This is a genomic window from Actinorectispora metalli, from assembly GCF_056323685.1.
Genome location: NZ_JBREYE010000001.1, coordinates 2,157,905 through 2,182,424 on the forward strand (window position 1 = coordinate 2,157,905; position 24,520 = coordinate 2,182,424).

The window sequence follows — 24,520 nt, forward strand, 5'->3', positions numbered from 1 at the left end:
ATTCCCAGTCGATCACTCGATCCGCTACGGCCGGTTGGGTTATTGACGACATAACCACGCACATCACTGGCAGACTGTTTGTGAACTCCGCACACCCACCCCTTTGCCAACCTCGTTCCGAAGGTCACTTCCCAACCCAACCCAAGTCAAGTTAGCCTTGCCTAACTTGGAGGTGAGTCGTGGCGCAACTCGATGATCGGCGCCCGCCGACGCCGGATGTGGCGGAGCGGGCCAGGACGATCGCGGCTCGCGGCGGCAAGGCATGTCTGCTGCCCGCGAGCGGAGGCGCGGGAGACCCTGCGAACAAGGTGGTGCCGATCCTGCACCATGTGCACACCGATGGCAGGGCCGCGCTGTTGCTGCCCGACGATGACCCGTTGGTGGCCACCGCGTGGCAGGCGCCGCGCGGCGAGGTCACCGTGATGCTGGAGATCGCCGACCAGGCGCCGGTGCGGTTGCGCGAGCCGGTCCGCGGCCTGCTGTGGATCACCGGGTGGCTGCGGCCGCTGAACCCGGTGAGCGCCCGCGCCAACGCCATCCGGGTCGCCGAGGAGCGCCCCGACCCACGGCTGTTGGACATCGGGCACGGTGCGACGCTGCTCCAGCTCATGCCGATCACCATGGTGCTGGCCGATGCCGAGGGCACCGATTCGGTCTGCCTGAGCGGTTTCGGCGCGGCGATGCCCGATCCGTTCTGCAGGCTGGAGGAGGGCTGGCTGCGTCATCTCGAAGTCTCCCACCGGGATGTGGTCGGGATGCTGGCCAGGCACCTGCCCGAGCACCTGCGCGGCGGCCATCTGCGCCCGCTGGGTCTCGACCGGTTCGGACTGCGGCTGCGCGTGGAGGCCGCGGGCGGCGATCACGATGTGCGCCTTGCCTTCTCGAAGCCCGTGCACACCCCGCAGGAACTCGCGGTGGAGCTGCGAAGGTTGGTGGGCTGCCCGTTCCTCGCGAACGTCGGCGGTTAGTGCCCCGCACAACGGAGTAACCAATCCGAGAGCTCGGGCCCCTGGTGCGCTTGCGGACCGGGGGCTCGATGCCGTGATCACCCTGATGGCCTACCGTCTGGCTGATGAGCACCGAGCAGGTCCCGCGGCGGGCGATCATCACCGAACTGGTGATCGTGTTCGCGGTGACGCTGGGGCTCTCCGCGCTGCGCAGCCTGCTGTCGCTGCTCAACTCGCTGTTGCAGCCCAAGCCGTTGAAGGACCAGTCGGTCGCGCTGCACGTCTCCCGCTCCAAGCTGGAACTGCTCGACCTGGCCATCCAGCTGACCGGGGTGATCCAACTGCTGGCCTGGGGCGCGCTCGGGCTTTACCTGCTCTGGCGCGCGGGCGTCGCACTGCGCGCCATCGGACTGGACCGCACCCGCCCGCTGCGGGACGCGGGCTGGGGTGCCGGGCTCGCGACGGTGATCGGCCTGCCCGGCCTCGGCCTGTACCTGGTCAGCCGCGCCGTCGGCGCCAACCTCACGGTGCTGCCCACGGCGCTGGACGACACCTGGTGGCGGGTGCCGCTGCTGATCACCTCGGCGATCGGCAATTCCTTCGCCGAAGAGGTACTGGTGGTGGCCTACCTGCTGACCCGCCTCGGCCAACTCGGCCTCGGTCGCGGCAGGTCGCTGCTGATCTCCGCGGTGCTGCGCGGCGCCTACCACCTGTACCAGGGCTTCGGCGGATTCGTCGGGAACCTGGTGATGGGCCTGGTCTTCGGCTGGTGGTGGCAGCGCAGCAGGCGGTTGTGGCCGCTGATCATCGCGCACGCACTGCTCGACATCGTGGCCTTCGTGGGGTACGCCCTGCTCCGCGGCAAAGTCTCCTGGCTGCCCTGATCAGTTCGCCAGGATCCCGTACCGCATCTTGGCCATCATGTTCTCCGCGCCCGCCGGAATCCCCGATGCGGTGAACAACTCGTCAACCCGGCCCGCCAACTCGGCGGGATCCCACCGCCGCCCGCCCGCGGTGATCTCGGCGACCGAGGTGAACGGCTGGTAGATCTCCACGCTGTCGCCCTGCACACCGAACACCTTGCCGCTGATGTGGCCCGCGCCCTCCGAGCAGAGGAAGGCCACCAGCGGCGCGACGTTCTCCGGCGCGAAGAAGTCGAAGTCGCCGCTCCCGACCGACTCCGCGCGTCGCGACCTGACCTCCGCGGGCAGCAGGTCCTCGGTCATCCGGGTGATCGCCGAGGGCGCGATCGCGTTGGAGGTCACGCCGTGCCGGGCCATCTCCATCGCGGTGATGGTGGACAGTGCCGCGATGCCCGCCTTGGCGGCGCCGTAGTTGGCCTGGCCGAAGTTGCCGAGGATGCCCGAGGTCGACGAGGTGTGCACGATCCGGCCCGCCCTGCCCTGCTCCCGCCAGTACTGGCAGGCGGCCCTGGTCGGCGCGAAGTGCCCGCGCAGGTGCACCCGGATGACCTCGTCCCACTCGGCGTCGCTCATCTTGGCCAGCGTGCGGTCGCGCAGGATGCCCGCGTTGTTCACCAACGCGTCCAGCGTGCCGAACTCCTCGACCGCGACCGTGATCAACTCGCCCGCGAAGGCGCTGTCCGAGACGTCCCCGGCCGCGAGCACGGCATCGCCGCCCGAGGCGGTGATCTCGTCCACCACCGCCTCGCCCGCCGCGTCGTCGAACTCGGCGACGACCACCGAGGCCCCCTGTGCGGCGCACTCCAGCGCCTCGCCGCGGCCGATGCCCCGGCCTGCGCCCGTCACGATCACGACCCTGCCGTTCAGAATCCCCATGCCGCTACTTCTACTACAGCGACAGCGGCGCGGACCCGAAGGAGACGTTGAACCGGTCGCACCAGATGCTCACGCTGCGCAGACCCGCCAGGTCGGCGTCGGCCGGAATCGCGTAGTTCTGGTTGCCGTTGGTGGCCTTGAGCTTGCCGAGCGAGACGTACCGGCCGTCGTCGTACTTCGCCCAGTCCCCGCCCGCGTCCTGGTCGGTCAGCCAGAGGTGCAGGTCCGGCCCGTCGCTGCTCGCCAGTCCCTCCAGCCGCAGCACGCGGGAGCCGTCGGCCAGCCTCACCACCCGCGCGCTGCCGGAGGTCTCGTGCTCTTGGCTGACGAACTGCCCGGAGGCCAGTTCGACCGGCTCCGCCGCGGGTGCCGCGACCGGCTGGGACGAGGTCTCCGACATCGGGGCCGACACCGGCGCCTGCACACCCGGCAGTGCCTCGTCGAGGGTGCTGCTGGTGAACAGCTTCCACGGCTGGAACGCCCACAGACCGACGCCGAGGACGGCTACCGCTGCGATTATCGCCACTCGGAACCAGGTTTTGCGCAACAAACCAGGCTTGAGGTCCGTTTTCTGGTTCACGATTCGCCTCTCGAACTTCCGTTCACTGTGTACAACCACAATTCTCGCCCGATCTGACGTCCAAAAACCCTTACCGGACGGTTACGCTCGCGATCGTGAGCTCTCATTCACTCGCCTCGAGCGGCCCGCTGACCAGCACCGTCGTCCGGAAGCCCGGCGTCGTGCCGAGAGTGGACAGCGAGGTCGGGACGCTGCGCACGGTGCTGCTGCACCGCCCTGGCGCCGAGCTCAAGCGGCTGACGCCGCGCAACAACGACCAGCTGCTCTTCGACGGCATCCCGTGGGTGGACCGCGCCCAGGAGGAGCACGACGCCTTCGCGCGCACCCTCTCCGGCCGAGGCGTCGAGGTGCTGCTGCTGGCCGACCTGCTCGTGCAGGCGCTGGACGACCCGAGGGCCAGGGCGGCCGGGGTGCACACCGCGGTGGACGAGAAGCGGCTCGGCCTCGACCTGGCCGACACGCTGCGCTCGCATCTGTCCACACTGGACGCCGCCGCGCTGGCCGATGTGCTGATGCACGGCATGACCTTCGAGGAACTGCCCGCCGCCGAGGGCGCCTCGCTGGTGCGTCGCATGCACCACCCCCACGACTTCGCCATCGGGCCGCTGCCAAACCTGCTGTTCACCAGGGACTCCTCGGTCTGGGTCGCGAACAGGGTGGCGATCACCTCGCTGGCCCTGCCCGCCCGCAACCGGGAGACCGCGCTCACCGACCTGATCTACGCCTACCACCCGCGGTTCGGCTCCACCCCACGTGCCTACGGCAAGCACTCGGCTCCGCTGGAGGGCGGCGACGTGCTGCTGCTGGCCCCCGGGGTGCTGGCCATCGGCGTCGGCGAGCGGACCACCCCCGCGGGCGCGGAGTCCTTCGCCCGGTCGGTGTTCGCCGACGGCCTGGTGCACACCGTGCTCGCGGTGCCCATCGCGCAGGAGCGGGCCAGCATGCACCTGGACACCGTGTGCACGATGGTGGACGCCGACGCGGTGGTGATGTACCCGGCGATCCGGGACAACCTCTCCGCCTACCCGCTCCGCCCCGACGAGGACGGCCGGGTGCTGGTCAGCGGCCCCGAGCCGTTCCTGGAGGCCGCGGCGAGCGCGATGGGCATCGACCGGCTGCGGGTGATCGACACCGGGCTGGACCCGGTGACCGCCGAACGCGAGCAGTGGGACGACGGCAACAACACCCTCGCCCTCGCGCCCGGCGTGGTGGTCGGCTACGAGCGCAACGTGGAGACCAACGCACGGCTGGCGGACGCCGGTATCGAGGTGCTGGAGATCAGCGGCTCCGAGCTTGGCTCCGGCCGCGGCGGCCCGCGCTGCATGTCCTGCCCGATCGACCGCGCCCCGCTGCGCTGAGCTCGAGTCGCGGCGTCGGAGAATTCGGTACATAATGGAATTTGCCGCCGTGCGCGAACGTCATTTAGGTAAGGCGAATATAAATTAGGGACGGCTAACCCAAGTAAGGTTTGACCAAACTAAGTCGGGTTATTTTTTACACCCGGGCGGCGGATCACAGCGGCATAAAGTCGCCCGGCATGCGCAGGTGGCGTATGGTGCGAACATGTCCCGAGCAACCACCACACTCACCAAGTTCCACGAGCTGCTTCAGGCGCAGATTCGGAATGAATTCACCGCCTCCCAGCAATACATCGCGGTCGCGGTCTGGTTCGACGACCAGGATCTTCCGCAGCTGGCCAAGCACTTTTACAAGCAGGCTCTCGAAGAGCGCAACCACGCGATGATGATCGTGCAGTACTTCCTCGACAACGACCTCCCGGTGACGATCCCGGGCGTTGACGAGGTGCGCAATGACTTCAGCAACGTGGTCGAGCCGGTCGAGTTGGCGCTGCAGCAGGAGCGCACCGTCACCGAGGAGATCACCTCGCTGGCGCGGGCCGCCCGCGAGGAGGGCGACTACCTCGGCGAGCAGTTCCTCCAGTGGTTCCTCAAGGAGCAGGTCGAAGAGGTCGCCGCCATGACCACGCTGCTCCAGGTCGTGGAGCGGGGCAAGGACAACCTGTTCCACATCGAGGAGTTCCTGGCCAGGGAGCACGTCGGCAACGGAGGGGACGACTCCACCGCGCCGCGCGCCGCGGGCGGCAAGCTCTAAGACCGGTGAGACGGGGGAGGGTGCCTGTCCGACAGGCACCCTCCGAACCCTGCCCCGACCGCAAGCCCAGGATGGGCCGCTGCCCGCTGCGCTCACGCTGTCCCGCGTGGGCGGGTGAGGCAGCACCCGGAGCCCATTGCGCTCGTCGGGATTTCGACTTGGGGTTCACCGCGCTGTTCGCACAACGCATCGGCGAACCAGCGGCGGTCTCAGCCGCCGCAGCCGTACTCCGTCATGCCCAGCGTGATCTCCTCGACCCTGCTCTGCCGCATCTGGAAGTTGTACAGCCGCTCGGGACCGAGTTCGACCACCCAGTTCCCATGCTCCGCATCACCGAAGTCGCCCTTGCGCAGCTTCGGGTACGCCGCTTTGAGCTGCTCCAGCGTCGAGCCGATGACCGCGCCCTCCGGGGTGCGCATTCCGGTCGAGGCGTGGATCCAGGTGACCTTTCCCCCGAGGACGAAGGTCGCCGTGCCGCGTGCCCCCGGCGGCCCGCTGTCCAGCAGTTCGAAGGAGACGCACGGCGTCTTCGAGGCAGGCGGCTTCGCAGGCGCGTCCACCTCGCCGCTGGACCGCAGCTGGTCGTAACTCATGCCGAGAGCGAGCCGTCCGTAGCCGTTGTGGCCAAGCACCTTGTCCGTCCTGGTCTGCCCGCTGGTCGGTGTGGTCGTGGTGCCGCGCGGCGCCGCCGAGGTCGGCGCCACGGACGAACCGCCGGGCGGGACGGCAGGCCCCGAACCGGGTGCGGCGCTCGGCGTCGAGGTCGGCGCGGAGGCGATGGCCTGCGGCATCGGCCCGTGCACCTGCCGCAGGTCCGCGACGGCGACGCCGCCCGCGATCACCGCGGCCACCGCCAGCGACACCCCGCCCGCGAGGCCCGCCTGCCTGCGCCTGCGCCGCTTCTTGGCGCCCGCGAGGATCCTGGCATCCGTTCCCGGTTGGGCGGTCACCGTCAACCGATCGTCGGTGAACAGCCGCCGCAACTCGTCATCGAGGTTCAACGCACAAAACTCCCCTCGCCCGCCAGCGCGCCGAGTTTGGACTTCAAGCTGCCCATCGCCTTGCTGGCCTGGCTCTTCACGGTGCCTTTCGTGACGCCGAGTGCATCCGCGATCTCCGCTTCCGACAGTCCTTCGTAGAACCGCAGGACCACCACCGCCCGCTGCCGCGGCGGCAACTCGCGCAGCGCCTGCCACAGCGGCTCGTGTTCCAACCGGTCGGCATCGGTCACCCCGCGAAGATCGGGAAAGTCCGCGACCAGGGTTTCCCGCCTGGTGCGCCGCCAGCGGCTGACCGAGGCGTTGGCCATCGACCGCCGCACGTAGGCATGCGGCTCCACGCCGGTGCGCATCAGCCCCGGCCAGCGGGAGCCGACCTTTTCCAACACGGTCTGCACCAGGTCGGCGGCATCATGCGGGTTCCCGGTCAGCGCGTGGCCGTACCTGAGCAGAGCGGGCAGCGCGGCCCGAACGAAGTCGGCGAAGTCTTCTTCCACCAGTTTCTTTCTGACCGAGTGGTCCGACTTCCCTGGGAGGGGTGCCGGAGCGAACGCGGCATCGCATCGCCCGGCGATTGGCACGCACCCCAGGACCGACACCGCGGCTCCCTCCCCCTGCTTCGGCGGGATGTTCCCACCGGTTCCGGTTACACCACGTTCGAAGCGGCGAAGAGGTTGCCATCGGCAATGAAATCGGCCCCCGCTTCAAGTTTTCTCAAAGCGGGGGCCGGTTCGTTCAGAAAGCGATCAGCGGATGGTGATCTGCCTGCCGCGCAGCCCGTCGCGGGCCCTGCGCTCGGCTTCGTTCAGCGGTTCGTCGGCCAGCGAGGCGACCGCGTCGGCCAGTCGCTTGCCGAGGTCGGCGGCGGGCTGGGCCCACTCGCGGGAGTGCAGCTCGCGGTCCAGGTCCCACACCGGCACCAGCAGACCGTGCGCGCGGAAAGAACCCGCGTACCGGCTGCCCTCGCCCAGCGCGAGCTCACCGCGGGCGGACAGCCGTGCCATCGCGGGCAGCAGCTGCTCCTCGGGCTCGGGCCGCACCCAGCGCAGGTGCGCCTTCTCCTTGGCGTCCACCCAGTACGCGGCACGCACGCCCTCGGCTTCCAGCCGCTCTGTGGGCAGGATCGCGGCGTTGGCCCGCTCCAGCGACAACGCCACCTCGCCAGTGGGCTCGGTGTCGCCCGGCACCCACCACGCGAAGTCCTTGTGCACCTCGACCTCGAGGTCGGCATCGGCGGACAGCAGGTCCTGCAGGCGTACCGGCTCGGTGTTGTCCGGGCCGACCACCGGCAGCACATCGCCGGGCTGCGCACCGCGCAGCCAGTGCAGTGCCCGCGCGACATCGGCGCTCACATCGCCGGAACGGGTCTGCACCTGAAGTCCGACGAACGCCGTGCCGTCGTTGCGCATGAGCGCGGCGGCGGCCATCGGCAGCACGGTCGCCAGCGTCACCGGCGCCGCTTCCGCGTCGGCCAGGGTCAGCTTCGCGATGGCCGACGGCACGAACTCGCGCAGCGCCACCAGTTCGCATTCGGCGGCGAGCCCGGCGAAGGGCCGGGTGACCATCACATCGCCGGTGCCGCCCGCGAGACCGTGGCACGCCTTGTACCGCTTGCCGGAGCCACAGGGGCAGGCCTGCCGCGGGTTGACCCCGTCGCCTTCCGTGCGGATCTTGCCCGCGCGCTTGACCGCCGTCCTCTTGGACACCGGTGTCCTCCTTGCCCATACCTCGAAGAATTCCTCGCCCAGCCGGGCTCAGGGCGGCAGCGGTCGGCTGTCGAGACTCGCGCCACACTGTGGCGACCGTAGCCGACCCGGCGGAGGTGAGCAGCGACCGGGTGGCGGCAGGAGCGTTGGTCGCCAAGTAGTCCACGCCCAGCCGCTCGCACAGGTCCACGTCCCGCGAATCGTCCACCGTCCAGCAGTAGCTGCGGTTTCCACGCGCCGCCACCCTGGCCGGATAGCCGGGGTCGGCGTGCAGCAGGTGGATGCCGGGGCCCGCGATATCGGCCCAGGGCGGCAGCGATCCGTCCCGGTACCGCGCGGGCAGCCGCTCGAACAGCAGCACGGTGGGCAGGGCGGGGGCGATCTCCCGCACCCTGCGGACGGCCCCCGAGGAGAAAGACATGACCACAACGGGTGAACTTCGCTTGCAAGTGGGCTTGGCGAGCCCGAACCGGGCCAGCAGCGCAATCAGCTTCGCCTCGACCAGCCCCGCGTAGCGCACCGGGTGCTTGGTCTCCACGAACAGCGTCAGCTCACGTCCGCCGTCCGCCCGCAGCCGGAGCAGGTCCTCCAGGGTGAGCAGCCCGTGCCGCCGCGCGTCGTCGGGGCCGTAATCATGCCTGCCGAGCGTGGCCAGGGTGGCGGCGCTGACCGCGCCGGTACCGTCGGAGGTGCGGTCCACCGTGCGGTCGTGCACACAGACCAGGTGCCCGTCGCGGGACAGCCGGACGTCGCACTCCAGTCCGTCCGCGCCCTGCTCGATCGCCAGCCGGTAGGCGGCCAGGGTGTGCTCGGGCGAATGCGCCGACGCACCGCGATGAGCGATGACGGCAGGCACGTCGTCGACAATGGTCGAGCCGGGTGTACAGCACGTGAAGACCGGCCCAAGCGCAGTCGACATTTCACCCGGGAGGACCGCTGACCACACTGTTCGACCCCGCCGACACCGAGTTCCTCGCCGATCCCTACCCCTGGTTCGCCCGCGCCCGCGAGGTGGCCGAGGTGCACCCGCACCCCGGGCTGGGGATGCCGGTGGCGGTTTCGCACCGGGCGGCGGCCGCGGTCCTGCGGCACCGCGGCCTCGGCCGGATCTGGGCGGACGTACAGCCCGCGGCGGACTTCCCGGCCTTCAACCTGCTGCACCGCAACTCGCTGCTGGAGACCTCGCCACCCCGCCACACCAGGCTGCGCAACCTGGTGTCGAACGCCTTCGCCCGCGGCCACACCGCACGGCTGGCGCCGCTGATCACCGCGGTGGCCGAACGTCTCGTGGCCGATCTGGCCGCGGCATTGGCCGACGGCGGGCAGGCGGATCTCATCGCGGGCGTGGCCGGGCCGCTGCCCATCGAGGTGATCGCCGACCTGCTGGGCGTGCCGCACGCCGACCGCGCGCTGCTTCAACCGTGGTCCAACGCGATCGTGAAGATGTACGAGTACGGCATCCCGGATGCCACCCGGCGCTCGGCCGAGCGGGCGGCCGCTGAGTTCGTCGAGTATCTGCGCGGCGTGGCGGCGCGACGGCGCCGGACGCCCGCCGATGACCTGATCAGCGATCTCGTCGCGGCGGAGGGCGACGGGCTCAGCGCCGACGAACTGGTAGGCACCGCGGCGCTGCTGCTGATGGCGGGCCACGAGGCGAGCGTGAACCTGGTGGGCAACGGCATGCTGGCGTTGTTGACCCGACGCGAGCAGTGGCAGCGGTTGGTGGCGGGCGAGGTCGCCGCGGAGACCGCGGTGGAGGAGCTGATCCGCTTCGATTCGCCGCTACAGCTTTTCGAGCGCACCGCCCTGGCGGACCTGGAGATCGGCGGCCACCCGGTGCGGGCGGGCGAGAAGATCGGCGCGCTGCTCGGCGCGGCGGCTCGCGATCCAGCGGTGTTCGCCGCCCCCGACGAACTGGACCTGGGCCGCACTCCGAACCCACACCTGGGCTTCGGCGCGGGCATCCACTACTGCCTCGGTGCCCCGCTGGCCCGCTTGGAGGCGCGGATTCTGCTGCTGGTTCTGGCCCGAAGACTCCCGGGGCTGCACCTTGGCGAACCGGTGGTGCGCAGGCCCGAATTCGTCATTCGGGGGCTGCGGTCGCTTCCGGTGTGGCTTGAGGTACGAAACAGAGCCTGCGCCCTGGCGCGACCGGACTGAGCAGCGTGGTGATCTTCCTGATGAACCGCGCCGTCAACACCGCCAGCGCCACCGACACCGCGTCGGTGACGATGTGCAGCACGATGCCGTCCGCCTTGGCCTGCGCCCCGTCGCGAAACGACCACAGCACGCACAGCAGCGCGAACCCTCCCGCGGCCACCCAGCAGGCCCACCAGCCCGCGAGCTGCCGCGAGGGCCGGGCCGGGTCGCTCGCGGGCAGGCCGAGCGCGGTGTGTTCCAGCTCGGTGAGGATGGCGCCCGCCAGCAACAGGTTCAGGCCGGGCACCAGCAGTGCGCAGTACACCTGCCAGTTGGGGCGGTAGGAGCTCAGCCGGGCCTGCTCCGCCGCGACCTGCCGGGCCCGCAGCACCCACAGCAGCACCGTGACCGCGGCCAGACCGGACAGCACAAGCGACAGCACGCCCGCGCTGGTCACCACCGCGTCGGAGAAGGCGACGGTGCCCACCGTCAGCAGCTCATCCCGGCTACGCAGGACCAGCACATACCGCCAGCCCTCGGCCAGGGTCAGGATGCCGAGGAACCCCGCCGCCAGCCACAGCGCCGGTACCGCGAGCCTGGCCAGCGCCTGCATGCGCTCCACCTCGGTGGGCGGCGGGTACAGCGCGCCGGGCGCCGCGGTGGGCCGCCGCCAGGCCAGCGGCGGAAATCCCCAGCGCGGGGTGGCCGGGTAGGACGGCGGTCCGAGGTAGGGCAGCCGCCGCCGGATCTCGCGCGGCGGCCGAGTGGGCGTCGGGATACTCGCCACCCACTCGATGCGCATTCTTCGCTGCTGCCCTGGGTGCATGGCGGTCCTCAGATGACCTCGGGCGTGCCGGAGTCGCTGACCATCGGCTTCCCCGCGGCAGCCCAGCCCTGCATGCCGCCGCCAACGTTGACGGCGTCCCAGCCGTTGGCGTTGAGGTAGGCGGTGACCCGCGATGAGCGGCCGCCGCCGCGGCAGACGGCGTAGATCTCGCCGTCGGCGGGCAACTCGTCCAGCCGCTGGGCCAGTTCACCGAGGGGGATGTGTACTGCGGTCGGCGCGTGCCCGGCGTCCCACTCGTCCTGCTCGCGCACATCGAGGAGCACGGCGTTCTCGGGCAACTCGGCGGGCAGGTCGGCGGCCTCCACGGTCGGCACCTGCTGACGGTCCTGGGGAATCACGCCCCGATACTCCCACGCCGCGGTGTTGCACCGGCGTGAGCCGTCACGCCCGTTGGGCCAGCGCCTCCGCCAGCGCCTTGATCTCGGTCTCGTTGATCGGGGGCGATACGGCGGTCGGCTGCCCGGGGAGGCGGCTCGTCACCGCGCCGATCCCCGCCTCCACGGTGACCTGGTACCGCGTTCCCGAGGGCTGGAAGACCTCCAGTTCCCACTGCCAGGTGTAGGGCTGGGTCACCGGGTAGAGCAGCAGCACGGAACCGTTCGCCGTGGTCTTGCGCTGCAGCGTGCAGGCCCGGCTCGCGAGCCCGCGCAGCGCGGCCTCCTCCGGGCGGCCGTCGAACTGGGTCTGGCTGAGCCGAAGCTCGGCGTCCTGCCCCCTGAACTGGAAGTAGGCGTATCGCCCGCCCTGGAGCAGCAGGCCGTCCTTGGACCTCACCAGTCGGGGGCCCAGCACCGTGGAACCGAGTGTCGCGGTGACCATGTCCACGAACGCCTGCTGCCCGTTCCTGGACAGGACCGGCGTCTCCTTCAAGGTGCGGATCGCCGACGGGCAGCCGTCGGGGGAGATCGTGTCCGTCGGGCGCGGCAGCTGCACCGCCGACCAGCCGTCGACGCCCGGGCTCGGCGGAGCGGAGGAGGACGCGGCGGGCACGGAGTCGGGGAACAGGCCCGCCCCCAGCGCCGCCGAGCCGAAGCCGATCCCCGCGACGGCCAGCACCACACCCGCCGAGGCCAGGGTGCGGTGCAGGGCGACACGTCGCTTGCCGCGCCGGATGACGTCGTGCACATCGGGACGCGGAGCGGGTGCCGGGCCGTCGGCGATCCGGCGGAGCCGCGCTCCGATCTCCTGCTCGTCCTGCATCCCCATCATCCTGCCTTGACCTCCCCCACCGACTCGATTCGCGCGTATGCCTGCCGCAGGGTCGCCAGCCCGCGGGCGGTCTGGCTCTTCACGTTCCCGATGCTGCACCCCAGTGCCGCGGCCACCTGCTCGACCGCGAGGTCCTGCACGAACCTCAGCACCAGCACCGCCCGCTGCTTGGGTGGCACCTCTTGCAGGGCCGTGAACAACACCTGTCTGTCATCGGTGCTCCGATCGCCTGCCTCCACCGGTGATTCGGGGATGTCCTCCATCAGCAGTTCGCGGGACCGCCGCCGCTTGCGGTCCTTGAGGAACAACCGGGTGAGCACCGTGCGCAGGTAGGCGTCCGCGGTCTCCATGCGGACATGCGGCCACCGCGCGTAGACCCGGACGAAGGCCGACTGCGCAAGCTCCTCGGCCTCGGTCCAATCTCCGCTCAGCGCGTAGGCGATACGACGCGCGTGGTCGAACCGAGCCGCGTAGTACTCGGTGAACTCGGCATCGCGCGCCCCCAACGCCCGCCTCCTGTTCTGTGCTCACCCGCTCATAGCCCGCAGGGCACCGACGGGTTGCACATCCGAGGCAGATCGCCCGGACGTCTTTGCGATCGCAAGGGTATCCGCTTTCCGATGCGGACGCAGTAGCCCGCGGACCGGGAAAAGGTTGCACCCCGATCGTGCAGCTTTCCCTGTTCACACCGGCTATCCGGGGTATGAGGAAGTCAACGCTGCGGATCGCGATCGGTCTGCTGGTGGGCGCGTTGCTCGTGACAGGCCTGTCCTACGCCGCTCTCGACGACACCGCCGCGCCGCAGTCCGCGGCGGCGGACGCTCCGTTCGCCGTGCCGGAATCCGCTGCCGCAGAGGCGCCGTCGCCGTCGCAGAAGTCGCCGACCCGGCCCGCGACACCACCACCCAGACCCCCAAGCACCAGCGCCGCGAAGGTCATGGCGGGCCACGCGGGGAGCAAGTACGGCATCGCGGTCTTCGACATGAAGTCGGGTCGGATGCTCGCCGAGCACAACAGTGGCCAACGCTTCAGTTCAGCGTCGCTGGTCAAGCTGCTGATCGCCCTCGACGCGCTGGACGCGGGCGCGTCGGAAGACCGGGTCCACCGCATGCTGGCGGCCAGCGACGACGGCATCGCCAGCGGGCTCTGGAGCAACCGCGGCCAAGGGTCGATCGTGACCCGGATGGCCTCCCGGCTCGGCCTGGACTCCGTCCGCCCGCCTGCCAGAGCGGGGTTCTGGGGCGATACCTCGATCAGCGCGACCGACCTGGTCACCGCCTACCGCTACCTGCTCGGCCGCGCGGCGCCCGAGCACCGCGCGCTCGTCCTGGACGCGCTCGACAAGGCGCCCGCGACCGCCGCCGACGGACTCGACCAGCACTTCGGCATCCCGCGGGCATCGGACGGCCTGCGGTGGAAGGTCAAACAGGGCTGGTCCTGCTGTTACGGCGGACGGATCGCGCACACCAGCGGGATCGTCGGCGCGGACAACCGCTACCTCGTGGTCGTGCTGAGCTCACACCCCCGGAGCCTCAGCCACGACCAGGCCGGACGCCGTCTGACCGAGGTGACCACCGCGGTGTTGGCGTCGCTGCGCTGAGTCCCGGTGGAGGCGCAGGGGCCTCCACCGGGGCTCTGCCGGTCAGTGCACCACGGCCTTCTCGGCACCCGCGCCGGTCAGCGCGCGCACCTCCATCTCGGCGAACTTCGCCTCGTCGGCGCGCTCCCTGGCCAGCACCGTGCCGAGGTAGCCGAACAGGAAGGACAGCGGGATCGAAATGATGCCCGGGTTGTTCAGCGGGAACCAGTGGAAGTCGACGCCCTTGATCATGGAGTCGGCGCGTCCGGAGACCACCGGCGAGAACACGATCAGGATCACGCACACCGCGAGGCCGCCGTAGATGCTCCACAGCGCCCCGCTGGTGTTGAACCGCTTCCAGAACAGCGAGTACAGGAGCGTGGGCAGGTTCGCCGACGCGGCGACGGCGAAGGCCAGCGCCACCAGGAAGGCGATGTTCTGCCCGTTGGCCAGGATGCCGCCGACGATCGACAACAGGCCGATGACCACCGCGGTGCGCCGGGCCACCTTCACCTCGGCGTCCTTGTCGTCCACCGTGCCGCCCTTGATCACGTTGGCGTAGATGTCGTGGGCGAAGGAGGCCGACGCGGTGATCGTCAGGCCCGCGACCACCGCGAGGATCGTCGCGAATGCCACCGCGGCGATGAACCCGAGCAGCAGCGTCCCGCCAAGCTCGAAGGCCAGCAGCGGCGCCGCCGAGTTCACCCCGCCGGGTGCCTTCTTGATCGCGTCCGGTCCCACCAGCGCCCCGGCTCCGTAGCCGAGTACCAGCGTGAACAGGTAGAAGATGCCGATCAGCCAGATCGCCCAGACCACCGAGCGACGCGCCTCCTTGGCGGTCGGCACGGTGTAGAAGCGCATCAGGATGTGCGGCAGACCCGCGGTGCCCAGCACCAGCGCCAGCGACAGCGAGACGAAGTCCAGCCGGGTGATGTCGGTCTTGCCGTACTGCTTGCCCGGCCCCAGGATCGAGGTGTCTCCGCCGACCTTGTCCACCGCGGCGCCCAGCAGCCCGGACAGGTTGCCCTTGAACATCGCCAGCACCCACACGGTCATCACCGCGGCCCCGCCGATCAGCAGCGCCGCCTTGATGATCTGCACCCAGGTGGTGCCCTTCATGCCGCCGACCAGCACGTAGAGGATCATCAGCGCGCCGACCAGCGCGATGACCAGCGACTGGCCGTCGAAGAAGGTGCTCTTGTCATCCGGCACGTTGAGCAGCAACGCGATCAAGCCGCCCGCGCCCGCCATCTGCGCCAGCAGGTAGAAGAACGACACCGCGAGCGTGGACGTCGCGGCGGCGGTGCGGACCGGCTTCTGCCGCATCCGGAAGCTGAGCACATCGGCCATCGTGTAGCGGCCGGTGTTGCGCAGCAGTTCGGCGACCAGCAGCAGGGCGATCAGCCAGGCCACCAGGAAGCCGATGGAGTAGAGGAAGCCGTCGTACCCGTTGACCGCGATTGCCCCGGCGATACCCAGGAACGAGGCGGCGGAGAGGTAGTCGCCGGAAATCGCGATGCCGTTCTGCGGTCCGGTGAATGCCCGGCCCGCGGCGTAGTAGTCGGCCGCGGTCTTGGTGTTGCGGCTGGCGCGGAAAACGATGACCAGGGTGATGGCCACGAACAGCAGGAAGATTCCGATGTTCAGCGCGGGAGTGCCGATCGCCTGGGCGAGAGTCGTGCCGGTGTTCACGGTGCTTCTCCTTCGACCCGCTCACGAATCTTCTTGGCCAGTGGGTCGAGCTTGGCGTCCGCATAACGCACGTAGAGCGTCGTGATGAGGAACGTCGACACGAACTGAAGCAGGCCGAAGACCAAGCCGATGTTGATGTTGCCGATCACCTTGGTGCTCATGAAGCCGTGCGCGTAGTCGGCGAGCAGGACGTAGAGCAGGTACCAGCCAAGGAACGCCGCGGCCATGGGAAACACGAACCGCCGCAGCCGCCTGCGAAGCTCGATGAAGTCCGGTCCGGCCGCCTCCTCGGTCCACGGCGTCGGTCCCGGCGGTGAGCCGCCGTCCTCCCCCGGTTCCCGGATGCTCTGACTCATCAGTCCTCCCAGCGCCGCATTGCGTATCCGAGGACCGAACTCTAAAGAGATCGCGTACACAAATCCAAGAGGGAAAGCGCTCATGGTTCAACCGCTGGCCCATCAGAGTGAACTGCGATCAAATTCCGGTCACTATTTCCGGTGTTTTCCACGCCGCAGCCGGTAGATCTCGTCCGCCACTCCGAAGCGCTTCACGTCCCGGTCCCGAATTTGCAGCCGCTCCGGGGCGTGCATCCGCAGCATCACCCTCGCCACGTCGGCGGGCCGGGAGTGCTGGGTCGCCCGCGACACCATGATCATCGTCAGGAACGCCGCGGGCACCGTGATCAACGCGGGCTGGGCGAGGAAACCCTGCCATCCGGTGCCGCCCCCGGTGACCAGCGAGATCGCCACGCACAGCAGCGCCAGCCCGCCGCCGACCACCATGCCGACGGCGACTCCGGTGGCGGTGAGCTTGCGCCACCAGATGCCCAGCACCAGCATCGGGCAGAAGGTCGACGCCGCCACCGCGAACACCAGCCCCACCGTCACCGCGAGGTCCTGGGTCGGCACCGTCAACGCGATCAGCACCGGCACCACGCAGGCCAGCACCGCGCCGATGCGGAAATCACGCACCACGCTCTCGGTGAGCACCCCCGCCACGCTGACCACCAGCCCGGACGCCGCCGAGGTGAACGCCGCGAACGCGCCAGCGGCGGTGAGCGAGGCCAGCGCGATGCCCGCCCAACCGTCCAGCATCGCACCGGGCAGCATCAGCACCGCGGCGTCGGTCTCACCGGTGATCAGCAGGTGCGGCACGTACATCCGGGAGAGCGCGCCGAAGATCGCGGGCGAGAAGTAGAAGACGCCGAGGAAGGTCAACACATACAGCGTGGTCCGCCGCGCCTGGGTGCCGTCGGTGTTGGTGTAGAACCTGGCCAGCACATGCGGCAGGCCCATGGTGCCGAGGAACGTGGCGATGATCAGCGAGTAGATCCGCAGCAAGGCGCCGAGATCACCCTCGGCGGGGCGCATCCAGTCGGCGTTGTCCATCTCCAGCGGCGCACCCACCACCGTGGGCACCTCGCCGCCCGCGGCGAAACGGAGCGTGGTGCCCGCCTTCACGATGAAGTTGTCCTGCGCCCAGATACCCGGGCCGGACGTCCGCTGCCCGTTGACCGTGCCGTAGCTCTCCACCAGCGTCGGCCGGTTCACCCGCAGCGCGACATCGGTCCGGACGTCGACGGTGGTGTCCTTGACGAACACCGGCGGCGCCTGCGCGGTCAGCGGACGGACCGGCGCGTCATCGGTGAGGAAGACGATGCACAGCACGAACGCGGGCAGGCTGATCGCGAACAGCTTCAGCCAGTACTGGAACGCCTGGACCAGCGTGATCACCCGCAGGCCACCGCCGAGGATGCCGACCACGACGATCATCACCACGATCGCCACACCCAGCCAGAACGGCCTGCCGGTGACCGCGCTCAAGGTCAGCCCGGCGCCCTGGAACTGCGGCACCAGGTAGAGCCAGCCGATGACCACCACGAAGCACGTGCACAGGTTGCGCAGCCGAGGAGAGTTCAGCCGGGCCTCGGCGAAGTCCGGCAGCGTGAACACCCCGGAGCGCCGCAGCGGGGCGGCTACGAACAGCAGCAGCGCGAAGTAGCCCGCGGTGAAGCCAACCGGGTACCAGAGCGCGTCGATGCCGTCGGAGAGCATCAGGCCCGCGATGCCGAGGAACGATGCCGCGGAGAGGTACTCGCCGCTGATCGCGGCGGCGTTGTAGCCGGCCCGGACTCCCTTGCGCGCCTGGATGAAATCCGAGGTGTAGGAGGAGTTGCGGGAACCGAAAAAGCTCAGGCTCAGGGTCGTCAGCGCGAACGCGCCGATGGTGACCAAAGTCCAGAGGTCGTGACCCATCCCGTTCGCACGCTCTCAGTTCTCCACCATGTTCACGAAGTCGCGCTCATGACGTGTTGCCCGCATGTTGTACCAGCGACCGGCGACGAACATCAAAGGGAACGGCAGCCCGATCAGCAGCAACCACGGTAGCCGAAGTGTGCCGATGCCTTTTTCCGCCACCATCGGAAGGAAGTGGAAAAGCGCCGGAAGCGCACCCAACAGCCCGAACACGAGCAGCGCCGCGGCCAATGAGGTCTTCAGCTGTGCCCTGACCAGATCGCGTACCAGCTTCTCCCCGATGCTGGTCTGCTCCTCGACATCGCTGAGCGTGCGCATGACCCTGCGGGCGCCACGCCGGTCGGCGAGCACCACCCGCACCCGGCGGGGAGCGCCGACACCGGACACGGCCCGGGGCGACTGCCGTCCCCTGACCGGCTCGCCACCCGAGCCACGGCCATCCCGATCCACGTGCTACCAACCACTGCGGGGTGCTCGGACGAGCCGGTCCTTCAGCTCACGAGTGTGCCGCCTGCTGACCGGGAGCTCCTTGGCGCTCGGGCCGTCGCCGACGATGACGGAGTAGCCGGACGATGACATGCGCAGCTCCCTGATCAGGGGCAACGCCACCAGAAACGACCGGTGGATGCGGATGAAGCCCAGTTCGCCCCAGGAGTCCTCAAGCTGTGCCAGCGGTATCCGCACCAGGTGGGTCCGACCGTCGGTGGTGTGCAGCCGCGCGTAGTCGCCCTGCGCCTCGACCCAGCGCACGGTGGACACCGGCACCAGGGTGGTCCGGCCGCCCAGTTCGACCGGGATGACCTGATCCGGTTGCGCGCCCTGCAACTCCTTGCCCTTGCCGAGCCGGGTGCGCTGGATGAGCCGCATGACGCGGTCGACCCGTTCTGGCTTGGGCGGCTTGACGATGTAGTCGAGTGCGCCGAGTTCGTAGGCGTTGAGCGCGAGATCCTCGTGTCCGGTCACGAACACCAGCGCGGGTGGCTCCTTGAACGCGGTGAGCACCCGGCCCAACTCCATGCCGGAAAGGCCGGGCATCTGGATGTCGGCGAAGACCGCGTCCACCGGGCAGCCGCCCGCCCGAGCCCGTTCCTTGAGTTCGGGGTCGTCGCTGCGAATGAGCCGAAGGGCCTCGGCCGCGTCAAAAGCCTTGAGCACACGCCGGACCAGCGAGTTCTGCTGCAATAGATGCACCAGCTCGCCAAGGCCATGGGCCTCGTCATCTACCGCGAGCACGATCAAGCCCGCGGTGCTGTCCTGAGTACTCACTGTAACGCGATCCTGCCAATCTTCGGGGGCCGCTGTCCATGGTCCCGCGCCAGCCCATCAGGGTGAGTCTGAAACACCTTCACCCAGTCATCACATCGAACTCGCACCCCTTCCTTTTGAGCACTCAGAAACATTCGGTCTGCTCAGCACCTACGTTCGCCGTCCACTTAAGACATTAGGCAATCGTTTTCCATTCCGGCAGGGGTGATCAACACCGAGAATGGGAATGTGACGCCGCCGTAACCCGTTCGGGGCAGCCAAACGCGGGGTCCATCGATTGCCGTTCGATTACAGACCGAACCGGGACCACATCGCACGGTGGTCAAGCTCCTCGAGAACGGCGATCGCCGCCGCGGCCATCCCCAGCTCACCGGTCCCCCTGCCCATCGCGGCCGCCGCATTGCCAAGACCCAGCTTGGCCAGCAACGGCTTCTTGGGCTCTACCATGGTGATCTCGACCTCACCGAACCGCTTGGCGATCACCTCGCGCAGGCCGCCCAGCCCGTCGACCAGGCCGTTCTCCGCGGCCTTCGCACCCGTCCAGACCTCACCGGAGAACAACTCCTCGTCGGAGGCCGTCCCGAGCTTGTCGCCGCGGCGGGACCGCACCCAGCCGACGAACTGCTCGTGCAGCTCACCCTGGAGTCCCTTGAGCCAGGCCACGTCCTCCGCCTTCTCGGCCCGGAACGGATCGAGCCGCACCTTGTGCTCGCCCGCGGTGTAGACCCGGCGCTCGACGCCGACCCGCTCCAGCAGCCCGGCCAGCCCGAACCCGGCGCTCACCACGCCGATCGAGCCGACCAGCGAGGTGGCGTGCGCGTAGATCTCATCGGCCGCGCAGGCCAGCCAATACCCGCCGGAGGCGGCGACGTCCTCGCAGAAGGCCAGCACCGGAACCTTCTTCTTCTCGGCCAGCCCGCGGATGCGGTCGGCGACCAGCGCGGACTGGGTCGGCGCCCCGCCGGGTGAGTTGATGGACAACGCGACGGCGGCCAGCCGGTCCTGCCCGAACGCGCGGGTCAGCGCGGATTCGACGTTGTTGAGGTTGATCGTCGCCCTGGCCATCGGCGAGGGCATCGGCATGATCGCCCCGTGCAGCTTCACCACTGCGACAACCGGGAGCCGCTCGACGCGGTCACCGAAGACGGGGAGTCGGGAGGCCAGCCTGTCCGTCACATTCATACGCCCAACCCTACGGCCGATTCCGCCGTCCTGTCGGGGTGAGGAGTCAACCGGCGCGCTCCGGCTGGCCCTCGGCGAAACGTTCCTCGGCGGCGGTCACCGCGGGGCGCACCCCGGGACTGAACTTGGGCACCCGGATGGTCACCTTCATGCCCGCGCCGATGTTGGTCTCCACGATCAGGCTGTAGTCGTTGCCGAACGCGGCCCTGATCCGGTGGTCGATGTTGCCCAGCCCGACGTGCGCACCCGTGAGGTGGCTGTTGGTGAGGTCTTCCTTGAGTTTGTCCGGGTCCATGCCGACCCCGTCGTCCTCCACACTGATCAGCGCCTCGGCCCCGTTGTCGGCGGCGATCACGCTCACCGTGCCGCCGCCCTTCTTCCCGGCGAGGCCGTGCCGGACGGCGTTCTCCACCAACGGCTGCAGCGCGAGGAACGGGACAACGACCGACAGCACCTCGGGCGCGATCTGCAACCGAACCCGCAGCCGGTCCGGCCCGTAGCGGGCCCGCTCGAGCGTCAGGTACCGGTCGATGTTGCGCAGTTCGTCGGCCAGCGTGGTGAACTCGCTGGAGGTCTGGAAGGAGTAGCGGGTGAACTCGGCGAACTCCTGCAACAGCTCGCGGGCCTGCTCCTGGTCGGTGCGCACCATCGAGGAGATCGTGGTGAGTGCGTTGTAAATGAAGTGCGGCGAGATCTGCGCCCGCAGCGCCCGAACCTCCGCGACCGCCAGCCGTTCGCGGGACTTCTCCAACTCGGAGAGCTCCAACTGCGCCGCGACATAGCGGGCGACGTCGTCGGCCGCGCGGATCAGCCGCTTGGCGCTGATCGCCGCCGCGGCCACCACGATCAGCGTGCCCGCCGTCTCGCCCTCGACGTCCAGCGGAGAGATCACCGCGTTGCGCATCGGGCACTTGGGCCGGGAGCAGTGCAGGTCACCGTGTTCGACGAACTCCCGCTTGCCGGTGGCCAGCGCCCGGCCCACCTGTCCGCGCAGGTCGTCGTAGTGGTGAGCGGCATCCCCCGCCCAGGTCAACAGCGTGCCCTCGGCATCGGTCACACCCACCGCGACGCAGGCCAGCAATTCGCGCAGGTGCGGAATGGCCTTGTCGGTGGCCGACTGCTCCAACCCGACCAGCCGCAAATCGTGCGCGGCCTTGGACATCCGGTCCAGCGTGGTGAGGGTGGCGTCCTCGACGGAGGTGCTGACCCGCCTCGCGCGGCACAGCAGGATGAACATGCTGAGCACGGCAAGGGCAGCGAAGGTGGACATCACCGTCCGCTCGGTCAGCAACTCGCGCATCGTTCAAGGCTCCGGCGTATCGGCCCTGTGTCCGCACTACTCACGGGGACTGCTCGTCTGGTCTGGTTTCACGCTGGTTATCCCGCGCGTGATGCAGTGTGACAGGCCATCGGCGGAGCGTGCTCTACCGGGCTGTGCCCGCTACTTCAGCAGTCGTGACATCCGCCGATCCGCCAACGGCTTTCCACCTGTCTGGCAGGTGGGGCAGTACTGGAGGGACCGGTCGGCGAAGGAGACCTCGCGGACGGTGTCCCCGCACACCGGGCACGGCAGCCCGGTGCGGGCGTGGATGCGCAGCCCAGACCGCTTCTCTCCCTTGAGCCGCGCGGCCTCCTGCCCGACGGACCGCTCCACCGCGTCGGTGAGGATGCGACCGATGCTCTCGTGCAGCCGGTCCAACCCGGCCTCGTCCAGCCTGCCCGCCGTGGCATACGGCGACAGCCGCGCCAGGTGCAGGATCTCGTCGGAATAGGCGTTGCCGATGCCCGCGATCACGTTCTGGTCGGTGAGCACGGTCTTGATCCGCTCGGTCCGCTTGGCCAGCAGTTCTTCCAGCTCATAGCGGCTCAGCGCCAACGCGTCCGGCCCGAGCCTGGCGATGCCGGGCACCTGCGCGGGGTCCTCGACCACGTACACCGCCAGCCGCTTCTGGGTGCCCGCCTCGGTGAGGTCAAAGCCCGGTGCGTCCCCGGGTTTGCCGAGGTGCACCCGCAGCGCGAGCGGTCCCTTGCCCTGCTTGGGCGGCACCGCGCCGAGGCCGTCCGACCAGCGCAGCCAGCCCGCCCTGGACAGGTGCACCACCAGATGCAGGCCGTCGCAGTCCAGGTCGAGGAACTTGCCGTGCCGGGCGGCGCCCGTGACGGTGCGGCCGTGCAGCGCCGTCCACGGCGGGTCCACGGTTTTGAGCACCGTCAGCGAGGCGACGTCCACCCGGCCGACGGTGCGACCTACCGCATGCTCGCCGAGGTAGTGGACGAGCGCCTGCACTTCGGGAAGTTCTGGCACCTGTCCAGTGTGACCACAGGGCGCCGCCGCGCGCGACTATTCGACGGGCTGCAGCGGTCCGCTCATGTCCGGCATCGCGTACACCTCGATGTTCCGCGCGATGCGGGACACCTCCTGGCGAACGGCGAGCACGCCGCGGACGATGCCGACCCAGCGCTCCGGCGGGTGGTCCTCCAGGTCGCCGGGTGTTTCCGCGACGACGGTCCACGGCCTGCGGAGTGCCCAGCGGGCCGGGAAGAAGAGGATCACGATCGCCAACGCCAGCAGCAGCCAGGGCGGCACCACGACCTGGTCGGGTGTCCACACCACGAACACGACCACGAGCAGGCCGACCAGGGAGCCCATGATGAGGCCCGGGGTCTGCCCGCCGTTGACGTCATGTTCGAAGTCGTCGGCGGTGGCGGGGTTCCGCCACTCCAATCGGGCGCGGACCGTCCACATACGACCGTCCGCCCCACGTACCAGCCGCGTCATCACCGCCTCCTCAACCGAGCACGTCTGTCACCGAGACGCCACGACCGGTTACTGCGCGTGATTCAAAGGTACCGTGTGAGCGGTAGGCCTCGAGGGTGAAACTCCGGCGCACGACACCTCCGACAAAACGTACTTGATGGATACAGGGCGTAAGCCCTTATCCTGCCCGTTCAAGATCACCGCGCATCAACCGGGGTGCGGTCATCCGGTCGGCGGCACGGCCATGCACGCGCCGTGACACACCGATCACCTTCCAGCCCACCAGATGTTGCCGCGGCCGGGAAGCCCCTGTGTCCCGGATCTCGGCGACCACCAGATGGCTACCCCACCGCCACCGGGTTAACGGCTGTTCCGCTAGAGTGGATGCCGCAGCGCCCCCGGGCCGCGTGCGGACGTAGCGCAGTTGGTAGCGCATCACCTTGCCAAGGTGAGGGTCGCGGGTTCGAGTCCCGTCGTCCGCTCCACGAAACCCCGCCGCTTTCCCGCGGCGGGGTTTTTTGTCGGTCCCCAAAGGCATCATGGTGCGAGACCCGCTGCCCCTGGAGTTCGCCACATGCCCGTCGACCTGGACACCGTCCGCCGCATCGCGCTGTCGCTGCCGGAGACCACCGAGAAGGTCGCCTGGGGCATGCCCACCTTCCGCGTCCGCGACAAGATCTTCGCCTCGGTCGGCGACGACGACACGACCATGGGCCTCCGCGCGAGCCGCGACGAGCGCACCGCACTGATCGCGAGCGAGCCCGAAAAGTTCTTCCTCAAAGCGGGCCACGACGACAACTACGACTGGATGCGCGTACGACTGGCCAGGCTCGATGCGGACGAACTCACCGAGTTGCTCACCGACGCTTGGCGCTCCCGCGCACCCAAGCGGCTAGTGCAGGCCTTCGACGCCGCGTCGTAGCGCCCGCACATAAGCCGCGGCGGCCATCCGCTGCGCGAGCCTGCCCACCGGCCCGGCCAGCCGGGTGTACCAGTTCGCGGGCCGGGAGAACGCCGTCACGGTGAACCACACCTCGTCCTCGTCGTCCAACTCCACGACAAAGGACTCCTCACCGGTCGCCGGATGCCCAGGCAGCGTCCCGTACCCGAACCCCGCCCGCCGCGGCTCGTCCACCACCCACACGACCCGGCACGGCGCGAGCACCGGCCCGATCGCGACCACGACCGTCACCCCAGGCCGCTGCTCGGCCTCCGCCGGATACACCGCGAGCCCCGCACCCCGATGCGCCGTCCACCTCCGCAGCAACCGAACCGCCGCCGCGAACGTCTCCGCTCCCCGCCCGATCGGCCCCCGCCGCAGTACGACGTTGAATCCCGCGGGCAGCGGCGCCGTCCTGGTCCCACCCACCGCCTCGTAGCTCAGCTCCGCCGCCAACGCCCGTTCATAAACCCGCTCCACCCGCCTCACCCCCACAGTCTCCCGGCAATCT

The 24,520-nt window shown here is 69.4% G+C and carries 26 protein-coding genes, 1 tRNA gene and 1 pseudogene; 8 read left to right on the forward strand and 20 right to left on the reverse strand.

Annotated elements, in window-relative coordinates:
• The first annotated feature begins 179 nt into the window (after window positions 1-179).
• On the forward strand, window positions 180-968 hold the full coding sequence (locus ACU6XJ_RS10060; protein WP_476308925.1) for a DUF2470 domain-containing protein: 789 nt from the start codon (window positions 180-182) through the stop codon (window positions 966-968).
• A gap of 104 nt (window positions 969-1,072) precedes the next feature.
• Window positions 1,073-1,831, forward strand: coding sequence for a CPBP family intramembrane glutamic endopeptidase (locus tag ACU6XJ_RS10065; protein WP_476308928.1), 759 nt, complete (start codon window positions 1,073-1,075; stop codon window positions 1,829-1,831).
• Here ACU6XJ_RS10065 and ACU6XJ_RS10070 read toward each other — a convergent pair whose 3' ends face one another.
• Window positions 1,832-2,746, reverse strand: a complete 915-nt coding sequence (locus ACU6XJ_RS10070; protein ID WP_476308931.1) for an SDR family NAD(P)-dependent oxidoreductase — start codon at window positions 2,744-2,746, stop codon at window positions 1,832-1,834. It lies immediately after the preceding gene.
• A gap of 13 nt (window positions 2,747-2,759) precedes the next feature.
• Window positions 2,760-3,272 (reverse strand): DM13 domain-containing protein, encoded by a 513-nt coding sequence (locus ACU6XJ_RS10075; protein ID WP_476308934.1) that lies wholly within the window; start codon window positions 3,270-3,272, stop codon window positions 2,760-2,762.
• Window positions 3,273-3,496: 224 nt separating this feature from the next.
• Between ACU6XJ_RS10075 and ACU6XJ_RS10080 the strand changes: the two genes are divergently transcribed.
• Window positions 3,497-4,684, forward strand: a complete 1,188-nt coding sequence (locus tag ACU6XJ_RS10080) for an arginine deiminase (protein WP_476313907.1) — start codon at window positions 3,497-3,499, stop codon at window positions 4,682-4,684.
• A 205-nt stretch (window positions 4,685-4,889) separates the two neighbouring features.
• A complete protein-coding gene (locus tag ACU6XJ_RS10085; RefSeq protein ID WP_476308937.1) occupies window positions 4,890-5,438 on the forward strand; it encodes a ferritin in 549 nt (182 codons plus the stop codon).
• A 209-nt stretch (window positions 5,439-5,647) separates the two neighbouring features.
• Here ACU6XJ_RS10085 and ACU6XJ_RS10090 read toward each other — a convergent pair whose 3' ends face one another.
• The 4 genes and pseudogenes from ACU6XJ_RS10090 to ACU6XJ_RS10105 all read right to left on the reverse strand — a co-directional run.
• Complete coding sequence (locus ACU6XJ_RS10090) at window positions 5,648-6,439, reverse strand: hypothetical protein (protein ID WP_476308939.1); 792 nt, start codon at window positions 6,437-6,439, stop codon at window positions 5,648-5,650.
• The gene (locus ACU6XJ_RS10095; protein ID WP_476313909.1) at window positions 6,436-6,936 is read right to left on the reverse strand and encodes a SigE family RNA polymerase sigma factor; all 501 of its coding nucleotides are present in this window, start codon (window positions 6,934-6,936) and stop codon (window positions 6,436-6,438) included. Before ACU6XJ_RS10095 ends, ACU6XJ_RS10090 begins: the two co-directional genes overlap by 4 nt.
• Before the next feature lie 246 nt (window positions 6,937-7,182).
• Window positions 7,183-8,142: a DUF5926 family protein gene (locus ACU6XJ_RS10100; RefSeq protein WP_476308942.1), complete on the reverse strand. Its 960-nt coding sequence runs from the start codon at window positions 8,140-8,142 to the stop codon at window positions 7,183-7,185.
• A gap of 148 nt (window positions 8,143-8,290) precedes the next feature.
• A pseudogene (locus ACU6XJ_RS10105) lies at window positions 8,291-9,061 on the reverse strand (glycerophosphodiester phosphodiesterase); the annotation flags it as partial.
• Between the two features lie 26 nt (window positions 9,062-9,087).
• On the opposite strand from ACU6XJ_RS10105, the gene ACU6XJ_RS10110 reads away from it, so the two are divergent.
• On the forward strand, window positions 9,088-10,302 hold the full coding sequence (locus ACU6XJ_RS10110; protein ID WP_476313911.1) for a cytochrome P450: 1,215 nt from the start codon (window positions 9,088-9,090) through the stop codon (window positions 10,300-10,302).
• On the opposite strand, the gene ACU6XJ_RS10115 is transcribed toward ACU6XJ_RS10110, so the two are convergent.
• From ACU6XJ_RS10115 to ACU6XJ_RS10130, 4 genes are read right to left on the reverse strand one after another with little or no spacing between them, the layout of a single operon-like run.
• The gene (locus tag ACU6XJ_RS10115) at window positions 10,226-11,083 is read right to left on the reverse strand and encodes a DUF4328 domain-containing protein (protein WP_476308944.1); all 858 of its coding nucleotides are present in this window, start codon (window positions 11,081-11,083) and stop codon (window positions 10,226-10,228) included. The genes ACU6XJ_RS10110 and ACU6XJ_RS10115 overlap by 77 nt on opposite strands.
• A gap of 32 nt (window positions 11,084-11,115) precedes the next feature.
• Complete coding sequence (locus tag ACU6XJ_RS10120; protein ID WP_476308946.1) at window positions 11,116-11,466, reverse strand: rhodanese-like domain-containing protein; 351 nt, start codon at window positions 11,464-11,466, stop codon at window positions 11,116-11,118.
• 43 nt (window positions 11,467-11,509) lie between these two features.
• Window positions 11,510-12,328 (reverse strand): hypothetical protein, encoded by an 819-nt coding sequence (locus ACU6XJ_RS10125; protein WP_476308948.1) that lies wholly within the window; start codon window positions 12,326-12,328, stop codon window positions 11,510-11,512.
• A 5-nt stretch (window positions 12,329-12,333) separates the two neighbouring features.
• The gene (locus tag ACU6XJ_RS10130) at window positions 12,334-12,843 is read right to left on the reverse strand and encodes a SigE family RNA polymerase sigma factor (protein WP_476308951.1); all 510 of its coding nucleotides are present in this window, start codon (window positions 12,841-12,843) and stop codon (window positions 12,334-12,336) included.
• A 197-nt stretch (window positions 12,844-13,040) separates the two neighbouring features.
• Between ACU6XJ_RS10130 and ACU6XJ_RS10135 the strand changes: the two genes are divergently transcribed.
• Window positions 13,041-13,937, forward strand: a complete 897-nt coding sequence (locus tag ACU6XJ_RS10135; protein WP_476308952.1) for a serine hydrolase — start codon at window positions 13,041-13,043, stop codon at window positions 13,935-13,937.
• Window positions 13,938-13,979: 42 nt separating this feature from the next.
• Here ACU6XJ_RS10135 and ACU6XJ_RS10140 read toward each other — a convergent pair whose 3' ends face one another.
• The 9 genes from ACU6XJ_RS10140 to ACU6XJ_RS10180 form a co-directional block, all read right to left on the reverse strand.
• Window positions 13,980-15,608, reverse strand: coding sequence for a solute symporter family protein (locus ACU6XJ_RS10140; protein WP_476308955.1), 1,629 nt, complete (start codon window positions 15,606-15,608; stop codon window positions 13,980-13,982).
• Window positions 15,605-15,964, reverse strand: a complete 360-nt coding sequence (locus tag ACU6XJ_RS10145; protein ID WP_476308957.1) for a DUF485 domain-containing protein — start codon at window positions 15,962-15,964, stop codon at window positions 15,605-15,607. The genes ACU6XJ_RS10140 and ACU6XJ_RS10145 overlap by 4 nt, the downstream gene beginning before the upstream one ends.
• A 132-nt stretch (window positions 15,965-16,096) precedes the next feature.
• Window positions 16,097-17,863, reverse strand: coding sequence for a sodium/solute symporter (locus tag ACU6XJ_RS10150; protein WP_476308960.1), 1,767 nt, complete (start codon window positions 17,861-17,863; stop codon window positions 16,097-16,099).
• Between the two features lie 15 nt (window positions 17,864-17,878).
• Window positions 17,879-18,214: a hypothetical protein gene (locus tag ACU6XJ_RS10155; protein WP_476308963.1), complete on the reverse strand. Its 336-nt coding sequence runs from the start codon at window positions 18,212-18,214 to the stop codon at window positions 17,879-17,881.
• A 102-nt stretch (window positions 18,215-18,316) separates the two neighbouring features.
• Window positions 18,317-19,129, reverse strand: a complete 813-nt coding sequence (locus ACU6XJ_RS10160; RefSeq protein ID WP_476308965.1) for a LytR/AlgR family response regulator transcription factor — start codon at window positions 19,127-19,129, stop codon at window positions 18,317-18,319.
• Window positions 19,130-19,417: 288 nt separating this feature from the next.
• Window positions 19,418-20,311: a S49 family peptidase gene (locus tag ACU6XJ_RS10165; RefSeq protein WP_476308966.1), complete on the reverse strand. Its 894-nt coding sequence runs from the start codon at window positions 20,309-20,311 to the stop codon at window positions 19,418-19,420.
• A gap of 46 nt (window positions 20,312-20,357) precedes the next feature.
• A complete protein-coding gene (locus tag ACU6XJ_RS10170) occupies window positions 20,358-21,611 on the reverse strand; it encodes a sensor histidine kinase (protein WP_476308969.1) in 1,254 nt (417 codons plus the stop codon).
• Window positions 21,612-21,752: 141 nt separating this feature from the next.
• Window positions 21,753-22,616 carry an Fpg/Nei family DNA glycosylase gene (locus ACU6XJ_RS10175; RefSeq protein WP_476308973.1) on the reverse strand — a complete coding sequence of 288 codons (864 nt, stop codon included), beginning with the start codon at window positions 22,614-22,616 and terminating at the stop codon, window positions 21,753-21,755.
• Between the two features lie 36 nt (window positions 22,617-22,652).
• Window positions 22,653-23,090 (reverse strand): DUF983 domain-containing protein, encoded by a 438-nt coding sequence (locus ACU6XJ_RS10180; protein ID WP_476308976.1) that lies wholly within the window; start codon window positions 23,088-23,090, stop codon window positions 22,653-22,655.
• A gap of 388 nt (window positions 23,091-23,478) precedes the next feature.
• On the opposite strand from ACU6XJ_RS10180, the gene ACU6XJ_RS10185 reads away from it, so the two are divergent.
• Window positions 23,479-23,554, forward strand: a tRNA-Gly gene (locus ACU6XJ_RS10185).
• A gap of 89 nt (window positions 23,555-23,643) precedes the next feature.
• Window positions 23,644-23,991, forward strand: a complete 348-nt coding sequence (locus tag ACU6XJ_RS10190; protein WP_476308979.1) for an MmcQ/YjbR family DNA-binding protein — start codon at window positions 23,644-23,646, stop codon at window positions 23,989-23,991.
• Here the strand turns inward: ACU6XJ_RS10190 and ACU6XJ_RS10195 are convergent.
• Entirely contained in the window at window positions 23,962-24,489 is a 528-nt protein-coding gene (locus ACU6XJ_RS10195; protein ID WP_476308982.1) for a DUF1990 family protein, read from the reverse strand. The two genes, ACU6XJ_RS10190 and ACU6XJ_RS10195, sit on opposite strands and share 30 nt — an antisense overlap.
• Window positions 24,490-24,520 lie beyond the last annotated feature (31 nt).